Genomic DNA, 17,348 nt, shown 5'->3' with positions numbered 1-17,348 from the left:
TGAATGTAGCAGGTTACAGCCCCAGCACTATTTCACCCTTTGGATATATTATTTATTCAGCAACTTTACAAACTCGTCAAAAAGGAATTCCGTATCAACAGGACCGGAACAAGCCTCTGGGTGGAACTGAGCCGAGAACCAAGGATTGGTCTTGTGGCGCACACCCTCGTTCGAGCCATCATTCATATTGACAAAGTAGGGTTCCCATTCAGCAGGCAGTGTACGGTTGTCTACTGCATAGCCGTGGTTTTGCGATGTAACGAAGCAACGGTTTGTGCCAACCATACGCACTGGCTGGTTGTGACTGCGGTGTCCATACTTCAACTTGTAGATGCTGGCACCTGCGGCCTTCGACAGCAACTGATTACCCATACAAATACCCATGCAAGGACGTACAACCGGATTGTTCAAGAACTTGCGAATATTCTCGACTGCCTCCACACAAGTGTCCGGGTCGCCAGGACCATTTGCCAGGAACAGGCCATCAAATTCCATGTCATTGAAATCGTAGTTCCAAGGCACACGAATAACCTCTACCCCGCGCTTTATCAAGCAACGAATGATGTTATTCTTCACGCCACAGTCAACGAGCACCACTTTCTTGCGGTTCTCGCCTTCGTTGTAACGAATGATTTCCTTGCATGACACTTTAGCCACATAATTAACCCCCTCATACTCTGCCGTAGGAACGTTGTTGGGCTCATCATCAAACAATATCTTACCCATCATCACACCATGTTCACGCAACACTTTGGTAAGTTCGCGCGTGTCGATGCCCGTAATGCCTGGCACCTTTTCGCGTTTCAGCCAGTCCCCCAAACTTTCCACAGCATTCCAATGACTGTACTGCTCGCTATAATCGCTCACGATAATAGCCGAAGCATAAATGCGGTCACTCTCCATGTAAGTGGCCAATTTATCATCACCGATTGTGAAAGGTGGCACACCATAATTGCCCACAAGCGGATATGTAAGAGTCATGAGCTGTCCTGCATACGAAGGGTCTGTCAAACTTTCGGGATAACCCATCATGGCTGTGTTGAAAACCACTTCGCCTGCTACAGGAGCTTCATAACCAAACGACTTACCATGAAATTTGGTTCCGTCGTCAAGAACAAGTGTTACGTTACGCATATTATTGAGTTGATGTAGATTTATAAGTAGAGTATGCATAGATTACCGGCATAATCAGCACTGCGTTACCGGCAAACATCTGTACTATTTCGTTTTATAAGAGTTTTCGTAGAAATTCACAAAGGCTTCATTCACACGCTTGTTGCCTCCAGGCGTCGGATAATGACCAGAGAAATACCAATCGCCTGGTGAATGCGGACAAGCCTTATGCAGCCCTTCAATACTTTGATACACAATATGTATTTCGGTTGTTACACCTTCGGGGCGGAGCATTTCGGCCATTTTCTCAGATATATCCTCCGAGGTGAATGGTTCGTACACATCGCGCACATAGTTCACCACCTGCTCTTTGGGCAAATTCAGTTGTGCCTTACAGCGCTGATATATAACGTCCAAGCGTGCTTCAATGCCACGTTCCTTATGCAGTTCTATGGCTGCGCGGAAGGCTATAAACTCCTCCATGTGCGCCATGTCTATGCCATAATAATCGGGGTAGCGCACCTGCGGCGACGAGCTTACCACTACTATGCGACGCGGGTGCAAACGGTCCATGATGCGTATGATGCTCTCACGCAGTGTCGTACCACGCACAATACTGTCGTCTATTACCACAAGATTATCAACGCCCGGACGCACCGAGCCATAAGTGATGTCATAAACATGAGCAGCCAAATCGTTGCGCGAATTGCCCTCAGCTATGAATGTGCGCATCTTGATATCCTTCCATGCCACCTTTTCAGCGCGGATACGGCGCGACAATATTTCATGCAGCTTTTCGTGTGTGACATTTGCACCGAGCTTTTCAATATCTTCTGCCTTCTGTCGGTTAAGATATTCGTTAAAACCCTGCAGCATGCCATAATAGGCGGCCTCAGCTGTATTAGGAATATAGCCAAACACGGTATTGTCTAACTCATTGTTGACAGCCTTCAATATAGGCTCAACCAAGGTACGGCCGAGTTCCTTGCGTTCATTATAGATATCCTTGTCCGAGCCACGGCTGAAGTACACGCGCTCAAACGAACAAGCAGCATATTTTTTAGCCTCAATTACCTGTTCGGTATGCACTTCTCCGCATTTATTCATAAAGATGCCCTGACCAGGCTGCAGCTCATGCACCATGTCAGCCTCCACGTCCAAAGCCGTTTGTATGACAGGACGCTCTGAGGCTACAACCATCAATTCGTCATCTTTGTAATAAAACGCAGGACGTATGCCCCAAGGGTCGCGCATGGTGAACATCTCGCCCGAACCGGTCACGCCACACAGCACATAACCACCGTCCCACACGGGTGCAGCCTTCTTCAGCACGTTGCACAGGTTAATATTGTCCTCAATGTAGCGCGTGATGTCCATATTTTCGAGCCCCAACTTCTTAGCCTCAACAAAGCAGCGTTCGCTCTCGCGGTCAAGGCGATGACCGAGTTGTTCAAGTAAGATATATGTGTCCGACACCATACGCGGATGCTGGCCTTTCACAGCTATCTCGTTGAATATCTCCATCACGTTTGTCATGTTGAAGTTGGCGCAGATGCACAAATTCTTGGCGCGCCAGTTGCTGCGGCGCAAAAACGGGTGGACATACGAAAGGCCACTCTTGCCAGTAGTCGAATACCGGAGGTGGCCCATATATATTTCGCCAGCAAACGGAACATAACGGGCCGCAAAGTCCGCGTCATGCAATTGTTCGCTTGTGAAATCAGCTAATTCCTTATGTACGTTACCAAAAATCTCTTGAATGGCTCCGCCGCCAAGGCCGCGTTGCCGAAACATAAACTCCTCACCTGGAGCCGCCTGCATTTTCACGCATGCCAGCCCCGCACCTTCTTGACCGCGGTTATGCTGCTTTTCCATCAGCAAATACAGCTTGTTCAAGCCGTACATCCACGTGCCATATTTCTTTTCATAATAAGAGAGCGGCTTGAGTAATCGCACCATGGCTACACCGCACTCATGTTTCAAAGGTTCCATTCGCCGAATTCTTTGGTTTTGTGGGCAAAGATACGAAAAAAGTTACAACTCTGCTAAGGTTCTCGCAATTAAGTACACAACGTTTCGTAAAAAGAGCTTCACTCCGCCTACTCTACCCCTAAAACGTGGGCATCACACGCAGCCAACCCTTAAATCCGCTCACCATTCGTTCCTAAACAAATAGCGGATTTAAGGGTTGGCACATAGAGTTCGCGCTTTACTTCACCATCACCTTTTTACCATCAACAATATTCAAACCTTTTATTGGCCTGTTGAGCTTCACACCTGTGGGTGAATATATGCTATGTGGCATAGCCGTTGACGAAGTCTCGACCTCGTCCACCGCATCAAGTTCCGAATCGGCAAGATAGGCAAATTCCGTATCTTCGATAGGTAACACCTCTTTAGCCATGCCCCACACACGATGCTTCTGAAATTTGTCAACCGCATCGCGTGGCACATAGAGTGTAACTTTTTTATAAGCGTCCCAATAATCACTATATACACCATCAACATAATCCACATACTCACCATCAGGTATGTCATGACACCCCAAATATAATCTATTTAGTCGCGCATAGCTAAACGGACCAATTCCTACTCTTTTTAATTTACTACCAAAAGCCAAATAATCTGCACTCCACAGGTCAGCAAAAGCATGCCCACCTATTTCTATTACATTTTTACCCACAAAGCCTTTTAACTTACCCGAACGAAGAGAGCTCCATTGCACCGTGCGGCACTCATCAGGCAAAGGCAACATACCATCATAAGAAGGGATAATATGCACTATTTGTCCGTAATCTTTTGTGTATACAGCTATTCCATCAAACGTATAATAAGGATTATCTGGGTGGAAGGTGAAATCTTTCAGTTTATAACAAGAAGCAAATGTCGTGCCTTGAAACGACCTCACTGTAGACGGGATATTTATTTTTTCAAGAGAACTTTCTACGTTCCAAGAAGCAAATGCCCAAGTGTCTATTTCCACCAATCCTTCATTAAGGTTCACCTCACGCAACGAATAGGTATCTTGAAACGCCGCATAACCAATAGAACGCAATGTACTCGGAACAGTAATAGAACGCAAAGACACAGCACGTTCAAAGGCCAAATCTGGCAAATGATTATCTTTATCCAGCTCTTTGTCATCCATATAGACACCACCTTTTACTATCTGCGCTGCACTTAAATCCAAATTTGCAAGTTTGGGCGTTTTATTGTCAGTACACCCCACCATATCACGGAGCGTAGCCAAATCATCACCATTTATCTTACCACTAACAACTAAAGTACGCACCTTGTACAAATCATTGCCCAACTTCTCCTTCAGCGTACCAGGTTCTTGCCCCATATCAATAGTCAGCGTTTTATCCAAATCGGTGCGCTTAGGCAATGGCATACGATCCGCATTCACGATGGTATTTGTGGCAGCATCGTAGAGCATCACCGTGAGTTGCAACTTTCCATAGTCGTCACAATTAAAGTTTGCAGATACGTTTGCCACATAAGCATAATCCTTGCAGGCCTCCAACGTTGATGGCACACTACCCTCCAGCCCGTCACAACTGAGATAAATGAAGCGCGCAACGTCCGAATACAGCATTTCCACCTTTGTTGGCAAGTTCTCAAATCCACCCATCTCCTCACTTTCACCAGCAAAATTATTCGTTTGTTTATAAGGGCCCACACTATCCTCTGTCACCACATACACCAAGCGCAGTTGTGCATTTTCCAAAAAATTGGCCACACGTGTGGTTGTATACACCTTATACGCCTCATCGGCCTCAACATAGGTTACGCTGTCAATGCGCACCATTTTATCAGTTGTCAGTCCGGCCTTTTCTATTTGTCGTTTTAGCCACGAATAGCTCACTGACGTACTTTGGCGATTGAGAAAGGCTGAAGGATAACTATTAACCTGCAAGCCATATTCGTCAACATACGCCATTTTATCCCCGTTTCCGTGTATAGCAATGGCTAAAAAGTTGTCGGGAAAATCGCGTTTAAGGCCATCTATGGCCACAATGCCCTGAGGACACCAGCCACACCATGTAGCAGTGGCCTCCTCCATCACCATACGGCGTGGATAGCTCTCTGCCGCGAGTGCAGCACCATCTGACGACAAAGTAAATTCTGCCCATGTTTGCACCGTACCCATGATGCTTAATAACACCACGGCCGCCAAAAATCGTAATATTCGTTTCATAGCATTCTTATTTTGTTGAATAATACAAGTGATTTGCGGTCAAATATACGAATATCCTTTTACATCGGTTTTATTATATTTAATGATATTTGCCCATGTAAGGGCAAAAATGGCAAACAGAAACGAATACAGATACAAGATTTTGGGCCATACACGCTATACAAGAGATTTATTATAGTCCTGATTTTTAGACATATAGACGCATATTTCTTTAGTTTTCCTTTAATATAAGCGCTCTTGCCTTGTAGTCAGGCAAATAACTGGCCATCAATTCATGAAAATGGCGGTTGTGCGAAGGCTCCTTGAGGTGGCACAACTCGTGTACTACGACCATTTCAAGACACCGCTCAGGGTAAAACACAAGGTTAAAATTAAAACACACGACACGTGAGGCTGGCATCATACTGCCCCAACGCGACTTCATAACCTTGTAGCGCACAACCGAAAGTGGCGCCTCATTCATGCGTGGAAGCCAATAGGCAAGATAACTCTTGACAAGCGTTTTGAACTGTTTTGCGTACCACGCATTGATTACCAACATGGCTTGCTGCGGTGTGAGCCAGCGCGACGAGCTCACTACAAGCTGACCATCTTTTAGTTCGGCTTGCGGTACCCCTTTTTCTGTCAAGCGGTAATGAAGCGGGTAACGGTTTCCTAAGTAGGTGAACAACTCGCCCTCTGCATAATCGTGGAACCAATAGTCCTTTTGCTTTTCTAAACGTTGTTTGGATTTTGCCACGGCATTTCGCAGCCAATCTTTTTTGTCGTTCAAAAAGTCCATGACTTTGTTTTTGTCGCACCACAGGGGCACAACCAGCGACACACTACCATCACGGCGTACCACCATGCGTAGTGCCTTGACAGCCTTTATGCTGACCGTTAATTGTATGCCCTCGTAAGTAATTGTTGTGTTGTCCATCTTTGAATAAAAGGGTGTTAGCCTCGCGCGCACGCGCGTCATGTTTTTTCGTGCAATTTGTCTACACTCTACACTTTTACGGTCTAACTAATTGATTATCAAATATTTTAAGTGTGTAGACACTACCTACACTTTGTCTACACAGCATCTGCACTACCCGTCTACACTATGGAAAGCCACATCTATCTTAAAGTGCAAATATGATTGCACAGGTAATATGTCGCGTGGCAGACAGTCGTGCCACTACGTTTGTAGAGTTACGGGGGAGCGGCTTGCCTGTTTCTCCGGCTGAAAAGTCTGTCGCCCGTTACACAAAAGCCGCAAGCACAATGTGGCATACGATGGCTGTCTGCACTCGCACCGACACTCACGAAGCGTGCAAACAAAGTGCAGATGAGTGCAGATAAAGTGCAGACGAAGTGTAGAGTTGTCTACACTACTTTTTGCATTGAATATCAATGAGTTAAATAGCAAAAGTGCAGAGTGCAGGCTGTTTTACATTTTATAAATTAAGGGAGTGCACACAGACTTGTGCAAGCACCACATACACTTGCCTACACTGCCATCACCCTAATAAACCACCTCGACAGCTGCGGGATAAATGCGCTCGGGGTCAAAATAGGTGGCAAGCGATTGCACCATGTTTTTCACGTCAAGCCGCAAACGGCGCTCGCAAATGGTTTTGCCATTTACTACCACCTTGACAGGTTGGGACAAATCAACCAGATGCTCGTCAAGATAGAGTGTGAAACTGCCGCCCCGGGCTGGTGTGTAATGACGGGCAAACTTTAATTCGATACCATATACAGGGTCACGCTCCACGGTGGTGTAGTGCACATCTTCTACCACAATATTTACCTCGTTTGCAGCGATGTTTACATCATAGCGTGTGCGGCATTCGGTTGCCGGGCGTTTGTTTACCTTAATATTGTAAAAACCCGTACGATGCAGACCGTCCATTTCAAAATCCTCCCATATAAAATGCTTGGGGTATGGATTTCGTGTAAAATGCGACAACCACGGTGTGGTGACTGAATAGTCGATAAAATGCTGGCGTCCGGGTATGAGTTCAACTTTGTGTCTGAAGCCGGCAGGATAAAGGGCTTCCATGCTGTCGAGCGCCTCCTTGGTATAACCTGTCAGTCGGTTGCGATAAAAACCGGCATCGTTGGCACCTGTGCGAAACGAAAAGCCGATGTTCTCCAAATTTTCAACTGGTGCATTCTTCAAGGGTTCGCCACCAGCCATCGGCCCCGCTGCAGCCCAATAGTCGGCATAGAACGAAGCCAGACGTTGCGACCCATAACCGCCCTCGGATATGCCAAACACATACAAGCGGTTAGGATTGACATCGGGCGAGAGCATTGCCTCACGCAGCAAGTTGGACCATGCCACTTGCTTGCTGCGCTGCCACCATCGGTACCATTCGCCCTCGTTGGGTATTTGCGGAATGAAATACAACGAAGGGGTATCGGCAAAGCGCTTGGCGAGTATCAGTCCGGTTTGCCACTCTTGCTGCTTGGGACCCGAACCATGCAGATAGACGTAAAGGGGATAACCTGCCTCGGGCTTGCTACCCTTGCAGCCATAATAGAACGGCATGACGGCATGCGGCTCGAGCGTGTCGGGCAACAGCCATTTGTCGGTCGTGCTCCCAAGACTATCAGTAGCCGGCAGATGGTATGCTGCCGCCTTGTTTGCCTTACACCAAGCTTGCCAAACAAGGGCACGCTTGGCATTTAGCCGACTGACAGAAACACGTGCCGAAGGGGCTACAACCGCGTTGCTATTATTAAAGGTTTGCGTGAAATAATGCTCTATATCACCTTGATTTTGAGCATTTACACACAGACTAAAAAGACTAAGTATAAGTAAATATAGCTTGTTCATAAAGTCGTTTTAATATTGGGACGTGCATCAGTTTGCTACAAGGTCAGTCATCATGGCCAAGTCGGCCTCAGACAGTCCGGCCTTAAGCAACATGGCTTTGTCATCGTCGAGGAAGTGCAAGGCATTGTCGTGTGGCAAAGCCCGTTTGTAGCGCGTTACCGCCAGAGGCAGATTGCCTCCGAGCCAGGCTGCATGCCCTGCATTAAGAAAGTCGGTTGGTGTGGGTTGGTTGGCCAGCACTTTGGTGTAATATTTTTCGGCCTGTTCATATTTAGCTGTCAGCAATGAACACCATGCCAAAGCACGCTCAGAATTGCCTGACTGAGGAGCCAAATAATTGGCTTTGAACAGATATTTGAACGCCTCGTCGTAACGTTGCAAATATATCAGACATTCGGCTTGGCGCAACGCCAATGCTGCATCTTCGGGCTGCATTTCGGCCAAGTCGTTGTAACATGACAGAGCCTCTTCGTAGTCGCCGGCATTGCGGTTGCAAACGGCCAAATGACGAAGTGTCCAATCTGATTGTGGTTTGAGCGCATTGGCCTGTTCGTAAAGTGCACGGGCACGTACAAAATCGGCCACTTGTTCGTAGCAATAACCAAGTCTCTGCAACAGGCCATTGGTACGCGCACCGACCGGCACACGCTCGTACAAACTGCGCGCAAGGTCGTATGACTTGTCTTTGAAAACGAAGTCAGCCATGCGTACAAGCAGTTCCTCGTCGTTCATAATATTGTCGAACGGGCTGTAATCGGCTATAAAGAGATTGCGTTGGAACGGATTGACAAAAGCCTCGCGATGTATGTACAAATTGCAAAAGCGGTAAAAGCCTTGTACATAAGAGCGCAACTCATCTTTGTAACGCTCTGCGGCATCACGCTCCATGGGAGCTGGCAAATCGATGTCTGCCAGGCTTTCTTGCATTTTTGCAGCCTTGTCGGAACCGGCATCAAGCGGCAACTGCAGAGCCATCAAGCAGAACGAATATTTGTCGGAATCGCAAAGCCCTGCATTGTTTATCATCAGTTTTACGAGTTTGTTCTTTTCAAGGCCAGCCGGCAGTTCGGGGTGCTGCATGGTGAATGGCCAAAACCAATTACAAGCTATATTGAAAAATGGGAACCGCTGCTTCAACACCTTGAACGAGCCCATATACATGTCGGCACCACGTTGTTGTAATGCTACAAACTCCTTCATGTATTCGCTTAATTTTGAGGGCGTTCCGTCATCGTTCCATTCAGGATTAAAGTCTGCTTCGTCCAATCGTTCCTTAATATCGTCTATGCCAAGCGACTTGTCAATGCGCAAATCTTTCATGCGCTTCATCATCTGCGGAATTATTTCGTTTTGCAGACTTTTTTCAATGCGTTTAGTTTCCAGACTCAAGAACATCTGCGTCTGCAACAACTCAAGTTCGCTCACAAAACTGGGCAAATCAGACATGAGTTTGAGACGCGCCTCAACCTCGGGATACATGGCCAAGCGCGAGGCATGAACAATGTGTACAAAGACCAATCCCGTCAAGGCTCTTACACGTAGTTTCGTTTCGAGCACCAAGGCATTGTCAAGCAGCAACCGGTATTTGGCTACATCGAAAAAACGCATTGCAGCCAAGGTGGCAGCACTCAGCAATAGTGCTTTATGTTCTACGGGGATAGTGTCTGCTGCCATATAATTGGCCGCAGCAATTTCTTCGTCAGCTGTCCAGGCGCCTGAAAGCCATACGGCATCGAACATGTCGCGCACTGGCGCATCGGGCGACAACAAATCGGCTAACTGATATTGTGCACCACGCAACTGCTGCAAGGTGCGCAGACACGTAGCATAATATGATGTGTCGGAAGAGATTTCTCCCACCCTTTCGAGCACATCGGCCAGCTCGTAGGCTCTGCGCACAAAACCTGCATACATTTTGTGGCGCTGAGGATCGTCAGCCCCCTTGGCCATGTAGCTTAACATCATTTGATATGAGTCGGCCAAGGTGTCAACCTCCTCTTTCACACTCCACGACTTCAGGGTTGCTGCCAACCCTTGCAACGATTGCAAGGCCAAAAGCAAATGGTTGCCTTTTAAGGCCTCAATCACATCTTTATGCAAATATTGGTAAGTTTGGGTGTTCATCTTTGTACTATTATGGCTATTATAACCTTTGCAACATTATTTCATTTTGCAAGTGCGCAATCAATATTTTATTGTATCAGCTACGGCCTTTGGCAATCCGTAATCCTTTTGCAGGATAATGCTGTAAGCCTTTGGGCCCTTAATGCGTATGGAGTCGAGTGCCATACGGCGTCCCTTTTCGAACAGCTGCCACTGTTGACGCTTTGACGCGTCTGCCATACGTTTGGATTTCATCACAAAGCAACCTTTTGAACTGGCAAAGCGTTGGGCATAAATGCACTTGTGCCCTTCAGAGTAAGCCAATGAGGTATAGGGCCAGCACAACATGGCCGCATCTATCTGGTCGCCAGTCAGCATTTGGGCGCGAAGATTTAAGTTGTTGATTTGTGGATAATATACATTGTCGGCGTTTACCTTGGCCGATTGCAGCACAAGACGTAACAGTTCGCTTTCAGCCGAATGACGGGCTATGCCCACTGTGCGGCCGGCGAGCGACTTTACCTCGCGCAGTCGGAGTGTGCCACATGTAAACAGCTCCCAACGTTGCGAACCTGTCCACATCACTTTTAAGCCAGCCATACGTGCACCATGGTGCGCCATACGCACGCCATCGGCCCAACCGCCATCGGCTATGCGGCCCATAAGGGTGGTGTCGCAGTCCATCTGCGAGGGATAGGTGGCTATCTGCAAGTGCAGACCAAGCGAGTCATAAATGCCGGTTCGCTCGGCATAATATATGGGGAGACAATCACGGTTGGGGACTAAGGCGACATGTAATGCCGCGGAGTCGTATGGCTCGGTGCCAAAATTGAATTGGCTGGCGGGCTTTCGGTCTGTACACGACACAACGACAGCCATCATTACCACAAACAGAGTTGTCAGAAGTTTCATTTTCAGTATTTATTGTATGCAAGGATTCTATTTTTACAGATATGGAGTTGTACTAATCAGGTGATTATCAGCTTTACCATAATGCACCTTCAGTGTAAAATTAGACCCGAGCACATGCTTAGAGATTATCTTTATATTGCGTGTTATTTTGTAGAGGTCGCAAGCCTCAGCGGTGTACTCCCCGATGCGGCCATGCACAGGAAGGACTTGTATAAAAAAGAATAAGAGTTTAGAAGTTTAGAAGGAAGGCATACTATATATGCCACCTCTTAAACTTCTAAACTCTACTTAAAGCAACGTTTCAAGCCACTTGCACATCAGTAAGCCCAACGGCAATTTGGCCGAAATGCCATATTACTCGCCCTTGATGGCTGCGATACCAGGAAGCACCTTGCCTTCGATAGCCTCGAGCAATGCACCACCACCTGTTGAGATGTAAGACACCTTGTCGGCCATGCCAAACTTGTTGATGCAAGCTACTGAGTCGCCACCACCGATGAGTGAGAAAGCGCCATTGGCTGTAGCCTTGGCAATAGCCTCGGCAATGGCCTTTGAACCACCAGCGAAGTTGTCCATTTCGAACACACCTGCAGGACCATTCCAAAGGATAGTCTTGGCATCTTCGATAACCTTGGCAAATGCCTTGCGGGTTTCGGGACCTGCATCAAGGCCTTCCCAACCTTCGGGAATGGCATTGGCAGGGCAAATCTGAGTGTTGCAATCATTCTTGAAGTCATCACCGGCAATGCAGTCAGTACCAAGTACGAGGTTTACACCATTTTCCTTAGCCTTCTTGATTACGTCGAGTGCTACGTCGAGCTTGTCGTCCTCGCAGATAGACTTACCGATATGACCACCCTGAGCCTTGGCGAATGTGTAGGTCATACCACCGCAAAGAATGAGGTTGTCAACCTTGCCGAGAAGGTTTTCGATAATACCAATCTTGGTTGAAACCTTTGAGCCACCCATAATAGCTGTGAAGGGGTGCTTGATGTTGCTCAACACATTGTCAACAGCCTGAACTTCCTTCTCCATAAGATAGCCAAGCATCTTGTGGTCAGCGTCGAAGTTGTCAGCGATTACAGCAGTTGAAGCGTGCTTGCGGTGTGCTGTACCAAAGGCGTCGTTGATGTAGATGTCAGCGTATGAAGCCAATGTCTTAGCAAAATCCTTCTGACGGGCCTTCATTTCCTTCTTTGCCTCATCGTACTTAGGATCTTCCTTGTCGATGCCTACAGGCTTGCCTTCCTCTTCAGGGTAGAAGCGGAGGTTTTCGAGCAAGAGCACTTCACCGGGCTTGAGAGCTGCGGCAGCGTCCTGTGCCTTGGCACAATCAGGAGCGAACTGTACCTTTACACCCAATTTTTCGCTAACGGCATCAACAATCTGGCCGAGAGAGAATTTGGGGTTTACCTTGCCTTTGGGCTTGCCCATGTGACTCATAATGATGAGTGAACCACCATCGGCGAGTACCTTCTTAAGAGTGGGGAGGGCACCACGAATACGGGTGTCGTCTGTGATGTTACCATTGTCATCAAGAGGTACATTGAAGTCCACGCGAACAATTACCTTCTTGCCTTTGAAGTCGCAAGTTTCAATAGTCATAGCGAATACTTATTTATTTGAAAGTTTAATATTTTCACTATTTGCACACAACATTCAGCCGGCCACACCATACTGGCGCTCCACAATCTGCCGCTGCGCGCATAATTTTATGCAGCAAAGTTAATGCAATCGGAGCGAAAGGCAAAAGTTTTGGCTAAAAAAACTACCAAGCGGGTGCTTTTGGCACATTTTTAGTCTGCTTTGTGCGATTTACGCTTTTATTTTTACTTTTCGCTCCCCAGCATTCGCCCTTTGTGCGTAATTTTGCGGCGCAATCAAGTTGCAAGCACATTTGCGAACATCACTTAAACGAACATTTTAGACAACATGGCAGACGGAAATTTTAATCGCACACACTTGCCCAACCGCCCTTTCTTAAGCGGACTGAATGCCGGCAAGGCCCAAATGCACACTTTGGCCATACGCGCATTTAACGCATGGCAAGCCGAACAAGGATTTGACGAAGAAAAGAAACAAGAGAACGAACGTCGATTCAGAGAACTGCTACCTTTATAATAATGCTCGACAACCCGTCAATTTGCCAACAACCATCTTAAAAACACCTTTCACTTTTTCAAAATCAAGGCCCCGTCTGGCAAAGTTTTGTAAAATAAACATAACAACAGGCATCTTTGCTTGGCATAACGCAATTATTTTCATAACTTTGCCAACATGGAGATAAAATCGACTATTCTGAACAAAATACATAAACTGAGCGGTTGCGCCCTGCTCCTTTCTATTGCTTTCATGATACCGTCAACTTCTCATGCACGCAAAAAAGATAAGGACAACGGACGCGGCATGGCTGCATACGTGGCTACAGAGCCAGACGTTGTGCCAGTTAAAGCTATTGGCGAAAAGCGTATGGTGCACGCTGCCGCCGTATTTATACGTACATCAAACGCACGCATCAATTCGAAATACAAAGAAGGCATTGACGTATCGCACTACCAAGGCAATATCGATTGGGACAAAGTGGTAAACGGCACGCCCATTTCGTACGTTTATCTCAAAGCGACAGAAGGTGCCTCACTAGTTGATGACACTTACGAGCGCAATTTGACCGAAGCGCGCCGCGTGGGGCTGAGTGTAGGTAGTTACCACTTTTACCGTCCCAACGTGGACTGGAAGAAACAGTTTGATAACATGACTTCTGTGGTAAAGACCGAGAATCAGGATTTAGTGCCTATTATCGACATTGAACACCGTGGTTCGGTAAGCTCAGAGGACTTTATTGCCGACCTGCGCTCATTTATAGAGAAAGTGACTGCTTACTACGGCAAGAAGCCCTTGCTCTACACATACCACAACTTTTACAACCGTTACTTGCAAGGCGAATTTACCGACTACCACTTCATGATAGCCCGATACCGCAGCGACTCCCCCACCCTTAACGACGGGAAGGACTATATTATGTGGCAGTACACTCAAACAGGATCTATTCCGGGTATCAGAGGACACGTTGACCGTTCGAAAATAATGGGCAATTTCTCGCTCAATCAAGTAATGATGTAGCGTATACCCTACATTATATATATAGTACATTCAAAACACAACAAACCGCTGTCTCTGCACGAACAATCATATTCATGCCGACGACAGCGGTTCGTTGTATCATGAAAAGTCTCACACATATATTTATTATATAAGTGCTTACTTCTGCAACGCATCACGTATTTCGCGCAACAACTTTACTTCCTCAGAAGGTTCGGCAGGAGCCTTGGGCTGCGCAGCCTCTTTTTTCTTGCGCGAGAGCTTCATAATAAGACGCACCAACATGAAAACGCAAAATGCGATAATAATGAAGTCGATGCAAGTCTGCAAGAAATTGCCATAAGCAATACTAACAGGTTCGCCACCCTCATTCAACGGATTAACAGGCAAATCATACTTCAGGTCCTTAAAATCAATACCGCCAATCAGCCAGCCAATGGGCGGCATAAACAAGTCATTGACAATAGAAGAAACTATTTTGCCAAAAGCGCCACCGATAATTACACCTACTGCCATATCAATGGCATTACCCTTTACAGCAAACTCCTTAAACTCTTGCAAGAAAGCCGATTTCATGTTTTTGAAAATTTAATGATTAAACATGGTGCAAAAATAAAAAGGTTTTTGTACTTTTGCGGTGGAATAAGGAAATAAGTGACAATGCCTTGAAAGCAAAGCACTGATTTCTGCTTCCAACTCAGAGTTCATTAACAGAAATATTAACCACACAAATAGTTAATTCATAACTTAAACATCATGATTAAAGTAGGTATTAACGGTTTCGGTCGTATCGGCCGTTTCGTATTCCGTGCTGCTCAGAACCGCAGCGACATCCAGATTGTAGGTATCAATGACCTTTGCCCCGTAGATTACTTGGCATACATGCTCAAGTACGACACTATGCACGGTGCATTCCAGGGCACAATCGAGGCTGACGTTGAAAAGAGCGAGCTCATCGTAAACGGCAACCACATCCGTGTTACTGCTGAACGCAACCCGGCTGACCTTAAGTGGGACGCTGTAGGTGCTGAATACGTAGTTGAGTCAACTGGTCTCTTCTTGACTAAGGAAAAGGCTCAGGCTCACATTCAGGCTGGTGCTAAGTACGTAGTTATGTCAGCTCCTTCAAAGGACGACACTCCTATGTTCGTATGCGGCGTAAACTTCGACAAGTACGTTAAGGGTACTCAGTTCGTATCTAACGCTTCTTGCACTACTAACTGCTTGGCTCCTATCGCTAAGGTATTGAACGACAAGTTCGGCATCGTAAACGGTTTGATGACTACCGTTCACTCTACTACTGCTACTCAGAAGACTGTTGACGGTCCCTCTTTGAAGGACTGGCGCGGTGGTCGTGCTGCCAGCGGCAACATCATCCCTTCTACTACTGGTGCTGCTAAGGCTGTAGGTAAGGTAATCCCCGAACTCAACGGTAAGTTGACTGGTATCTCTATGCGTGTTCCGACTTTGGACGTTTCTGTAGTTGACTTGACTGCAAACCTCGCAAAGCCCGCCACTAAGGAAGATATCTGCGCTGCTATGAAGGAAGCTTCAGAAGGCGAATTGAAGGGTGTACTCGGCTACACTGAAGACGCTGTTGTATCAAGCGACTTCCTCGGCTGCACTAACACTTCTATCTTCGATGCTAACGCCGGTGTTTACCTCACTGATACTTTCGTTAAGGTTATCAGCTGGTACGACAACGAAATCGGTTACTCTAACAAGGTTCTCGAACTCATCGCCCACATGGCTAAGGTTAACGGCTAATCCGTTGCTTTAAGTTCAGAAACTTAGACCTTTAACAGCCGCCACTAAGCTCTACGCTTAGTGGCGGCTATTTTTTTACACCAGCATGGCCCGCCAGTTGCCCGCATTTAGTATCTTTGCATAAGATAGGCCGCGGCTCGGCATAACGAACAAGCAAGCTTGACATTCTGCTCTCGCCTTGCGCAATCTTTGCATAAGATAGGCTGCGGCTCGGCATAACGAACAAGCAAGCTTGACATTCTGCTCTCGCCTTGCGCAATCTTTGCATAAGATAGGCTGCGGCTCGGCATAACGAACAAGCAAGCTTGACGTTCTGCTCTCGCCTTGCGCTATCTTTGCATAAGATAGGCTGCGGCTCGGCATAACGAACAAGCAAGCTTGACGTTCTGCTCTCGCCTTGCGCTATCTTTGCAACAACAATAAGTAAACAGCAAATAACACACAGTGGACATCATAACAATACTTGGCCCCACCGCCTCAGGCAAAACAAGCGTTGCCGTAAAATTGGCCGAACGGCTCGATGCCGAAATTATCAGTGCCGACAGCAGACAGGTATATCGGCGCATGGACCTCGGCACAGGCAAAGACCTTGATGACTATACCATCAATGGCAAGCAAATACCTTACCACTTGATTGATATTGTCGAACCAGGCACAAAATACAATGTGTTTGAATATCAGCAGGACTTTCTCAAAGCCTACAATGACATTCGCTCACGAGGTAAACGGGTGATTGTGTGTGGAGGTACGGGCCTATACCTCGAAAGCATTCTGCGCAGCTACCGCCTGTCGCCAGTGCCACAGAACCCTCAGTTGCGAGAAAGGTTGAAAGACAAAACGCTCGATGAGCTGACGCAAATTTTGAGCCAATACAAAGTGTTGCACAACTCTACGGACGTCGATTCTGCTCAACGTGCAATCAGAGCTATTGAAATTGCTGAATACTACAAGCACACCCCCATAGACGACCGTCCATTTCCCACCCTCACATCATATAACATTGGTATCGATGTGGACCGCGATACACGCCGCAAGCGCATTACCCAACGTCTCAAGCAACGTCTTGACGCCGGTATGGTAGACGAAATAAGGCATCTACTTGCCGAAGGCATTCAACCTGATGATTTGATATACTACGGACTCGAATACAAATATCTTACACTATATGCCATAAACAAACTCAGCTATGACGAAATGTTCAGGCAACTCGAAATAGCCATACATCAGTTTGCCAAACGGCAAATGACATGGTTCAGGGGCATGGAGCGCCGTGGCATCGAAATTCATTGGCTTAAAGCTGAAGAAGCCGTTAACATCAACATCACCGATTTATAATAAGCCCCT

At 46.9% G+C, this 17,348-nt stretch carries 13 protein-coding genes; 4 read left to right on the top strand and 9 right to left on the bottom strand.

The window, feature by feature from the left end; genetic code table 11:
• Positions 1-48: 48 nt before the first annotated feature.
• The 8 genes from carA to BQ5453_RS10230 form a co-directional block, all read right to left on the bottom strand.
• A complete protein-coding gene (carA, locus tag BQ5453_RS10265) occupies positions 49-1,134 on the bottom strand; it encodes a glutamine-hydrolyzing carbamoyl-phosphate synthase small subunit (RefSeq protein ID WP_071123146.1) in 1,086 nt (361 codons plus the stop codon).
• An 84-nt stretch (positions 1,135-1,218) separates the two neighbouring features.
• Complete coding sequence (locus BQ5453_RS10260) at positions 1,219-3,105, bottom strand: amidophosphoribosyltransferase (protein ID WP_071123145.1); 1,887 nt, start codon at positions 3,103-3,105, stop codon at positions 1,219-1,221.
• 217 nt (positions 3,106-3,322) lie between these two features.
• On the bottom strand, positions 3,323-5,314 hold the full coding sequence (locus BQ5453_RS10255; RefSeq protein ID WP_083361208.1) for a leucine-rich repeat protein: 1,992 nt from the start codon (positions 5,312-5,314) through the stop codon (positions 3,323-3,325).
• Positions 5,315-5,525: 211 nt separating this feature from the next.
• Complete coding sequence (locus BQ5453_RS10250; RefSeq protein WP_071123143.1) at positions 5,526-6,233, bottom strand: M48 family metallopeptidase; 708 nt, start codon at positions 6,231-6,233, stop codon at positions 5,526-5,528.
• A gap of 570 nt (positions 6,234-6,803) precedes the next feature.
• On the bottom strand, positions 6,804-8,123 hold the full coding sequence (locus tag BQ5453_RS10245; protein ID WP_071123142.1) for a hypothetical protein: 1,320 nt from the start codon (positions 8,121-8,123) through the stop codon (positions 6,804-6,806).
• A gap of 27 nt (positions 8,124-8,150) precedes the next feature.
• Positions 8,151-10,247, bottom strand: a complete 2,097-nt coding sequence (locus BQ5453_RS10240; RefSeq protein ID WP_071123141.1) for a tetratricopeptide repeat protein — start codon at positions 10,245-10,247, stop codon at positions 8,151-8,153.
• A gap of 60 nt (positions 10,248-10,307) precedes the next feature.
• Positions 10,308-11,138, bottom strand: coding sequence for an ABC transporter substrate-binding protein (locus tag BQ5453_RS10235; RefSeq protein ID WP_071123140.1), 831 nt, complete (start codon positions 11,136-11,138; stop codon positions 10,308-10,310).
• A gap of 354 nt (positions 11,139-11,492) precedes the next feature.
• A complete protein-coding gene (locus tag BQ5453_RS10230; protein ID WP_022101113.1) occupies positions 11,493-12,743 on the bottom strand; it encodes a phosphoglycerate kinase in 1,251 nt (416 codons plus the stop codon).
• A gap of 327 nt (positions 12,744-13,070) precedes the next feature.
• On the opposite strand from BQ5453_RS10230, the gene BQ5453_RS10225 reads away from it, so the two are divergent.
• Positions 13,071-13,259 carry a hypothetical protein gene (locus BQ5453_RS10225; protein WP_022101114.1) on the top strand — a complete coding sequence of 63 codons (189 nt, stop codon included), beginning with the start codon at positions 13,071-13,073 and terminating at the stop codon, positions 13,257-13,259.
• Positions 13,260-13,415: 156 nt separating this feature from the next.
• Positions 13,416-14,258 carry a glycoside hydrolase family 25 protein gene (locus BQ5453_RS10220; RefSeq protein ID WP_071123139.1) on the top strand — a complete coding sequence of 281 codons (843 nt, stop codon included), beginning with the start codon at positions 13,416-13,418 and terminating at the stop codon, positions 14,256-14,258.
• A 138-nt stretch (positions 14,259-14,396) separates the two neighbouring features.
• Here BQ5453_RS10220 and mscL read toward each other — a convergent pair whose 3' ends face one another.
• A complete protein-coding gene (mscL, locus tag BQ5453_RS10215) occupies positions 14,397-14,813 on the bottom strand; it encodes a large-conductance mechanosensitive channel protein MscL (RefSeq protein ID WP_022101116.1) in 417 nt (138 codons plus the stop codon).
• A 180-nt stretch (positions 14,814-14,993) separates the two neighbouring features.
• Between mscL and gap the strand changes: the two genes are divergently transcribed.
• A complete protein-coding gene (gene gap / locus BQ5453_RS10210; protein WP_022101117.1) occupies positions 14,994-16,004 on the top strand; it encodes a type I glyceraldehyde-3-phosphate dehydrogenase in 1,011 nt (336 codons plus the stop codon).
• 444 nt (positions 16,005-16,448) lie between these two features.
• On the top strand, positions 16,449-17,339 hold the full coding sequence (gene miaA / locus BQ5453_RS10205) for a tRNA (adenosine(37)-N6)-dimethylallyltransferase MiaA (RefSeq protein WP_071123138.1): 891 nt from the start codon (positions 16,449-16,451) through the stop codon (positions 17,337-17,339).
• The last annotated feature ends 9 nt before the right edge of the window (positions 17,340-17,348 follow it).

It is taken from the genome of Prevotellamassilia timonensis (genome assembly GCF_900106785.1).
Taxonomy (GTDB): domain Bacteria; phylum Bacteroidota; class Bacteroidia; order Bacteroidales; family Bacteroidaceae; genus Alloprevotella; species Alloprevotella timonensis.
Note: the sequence above shows the minus strand (reverse complement) of the source record. Positions and strands in the feature narration are given on the sequence as shown.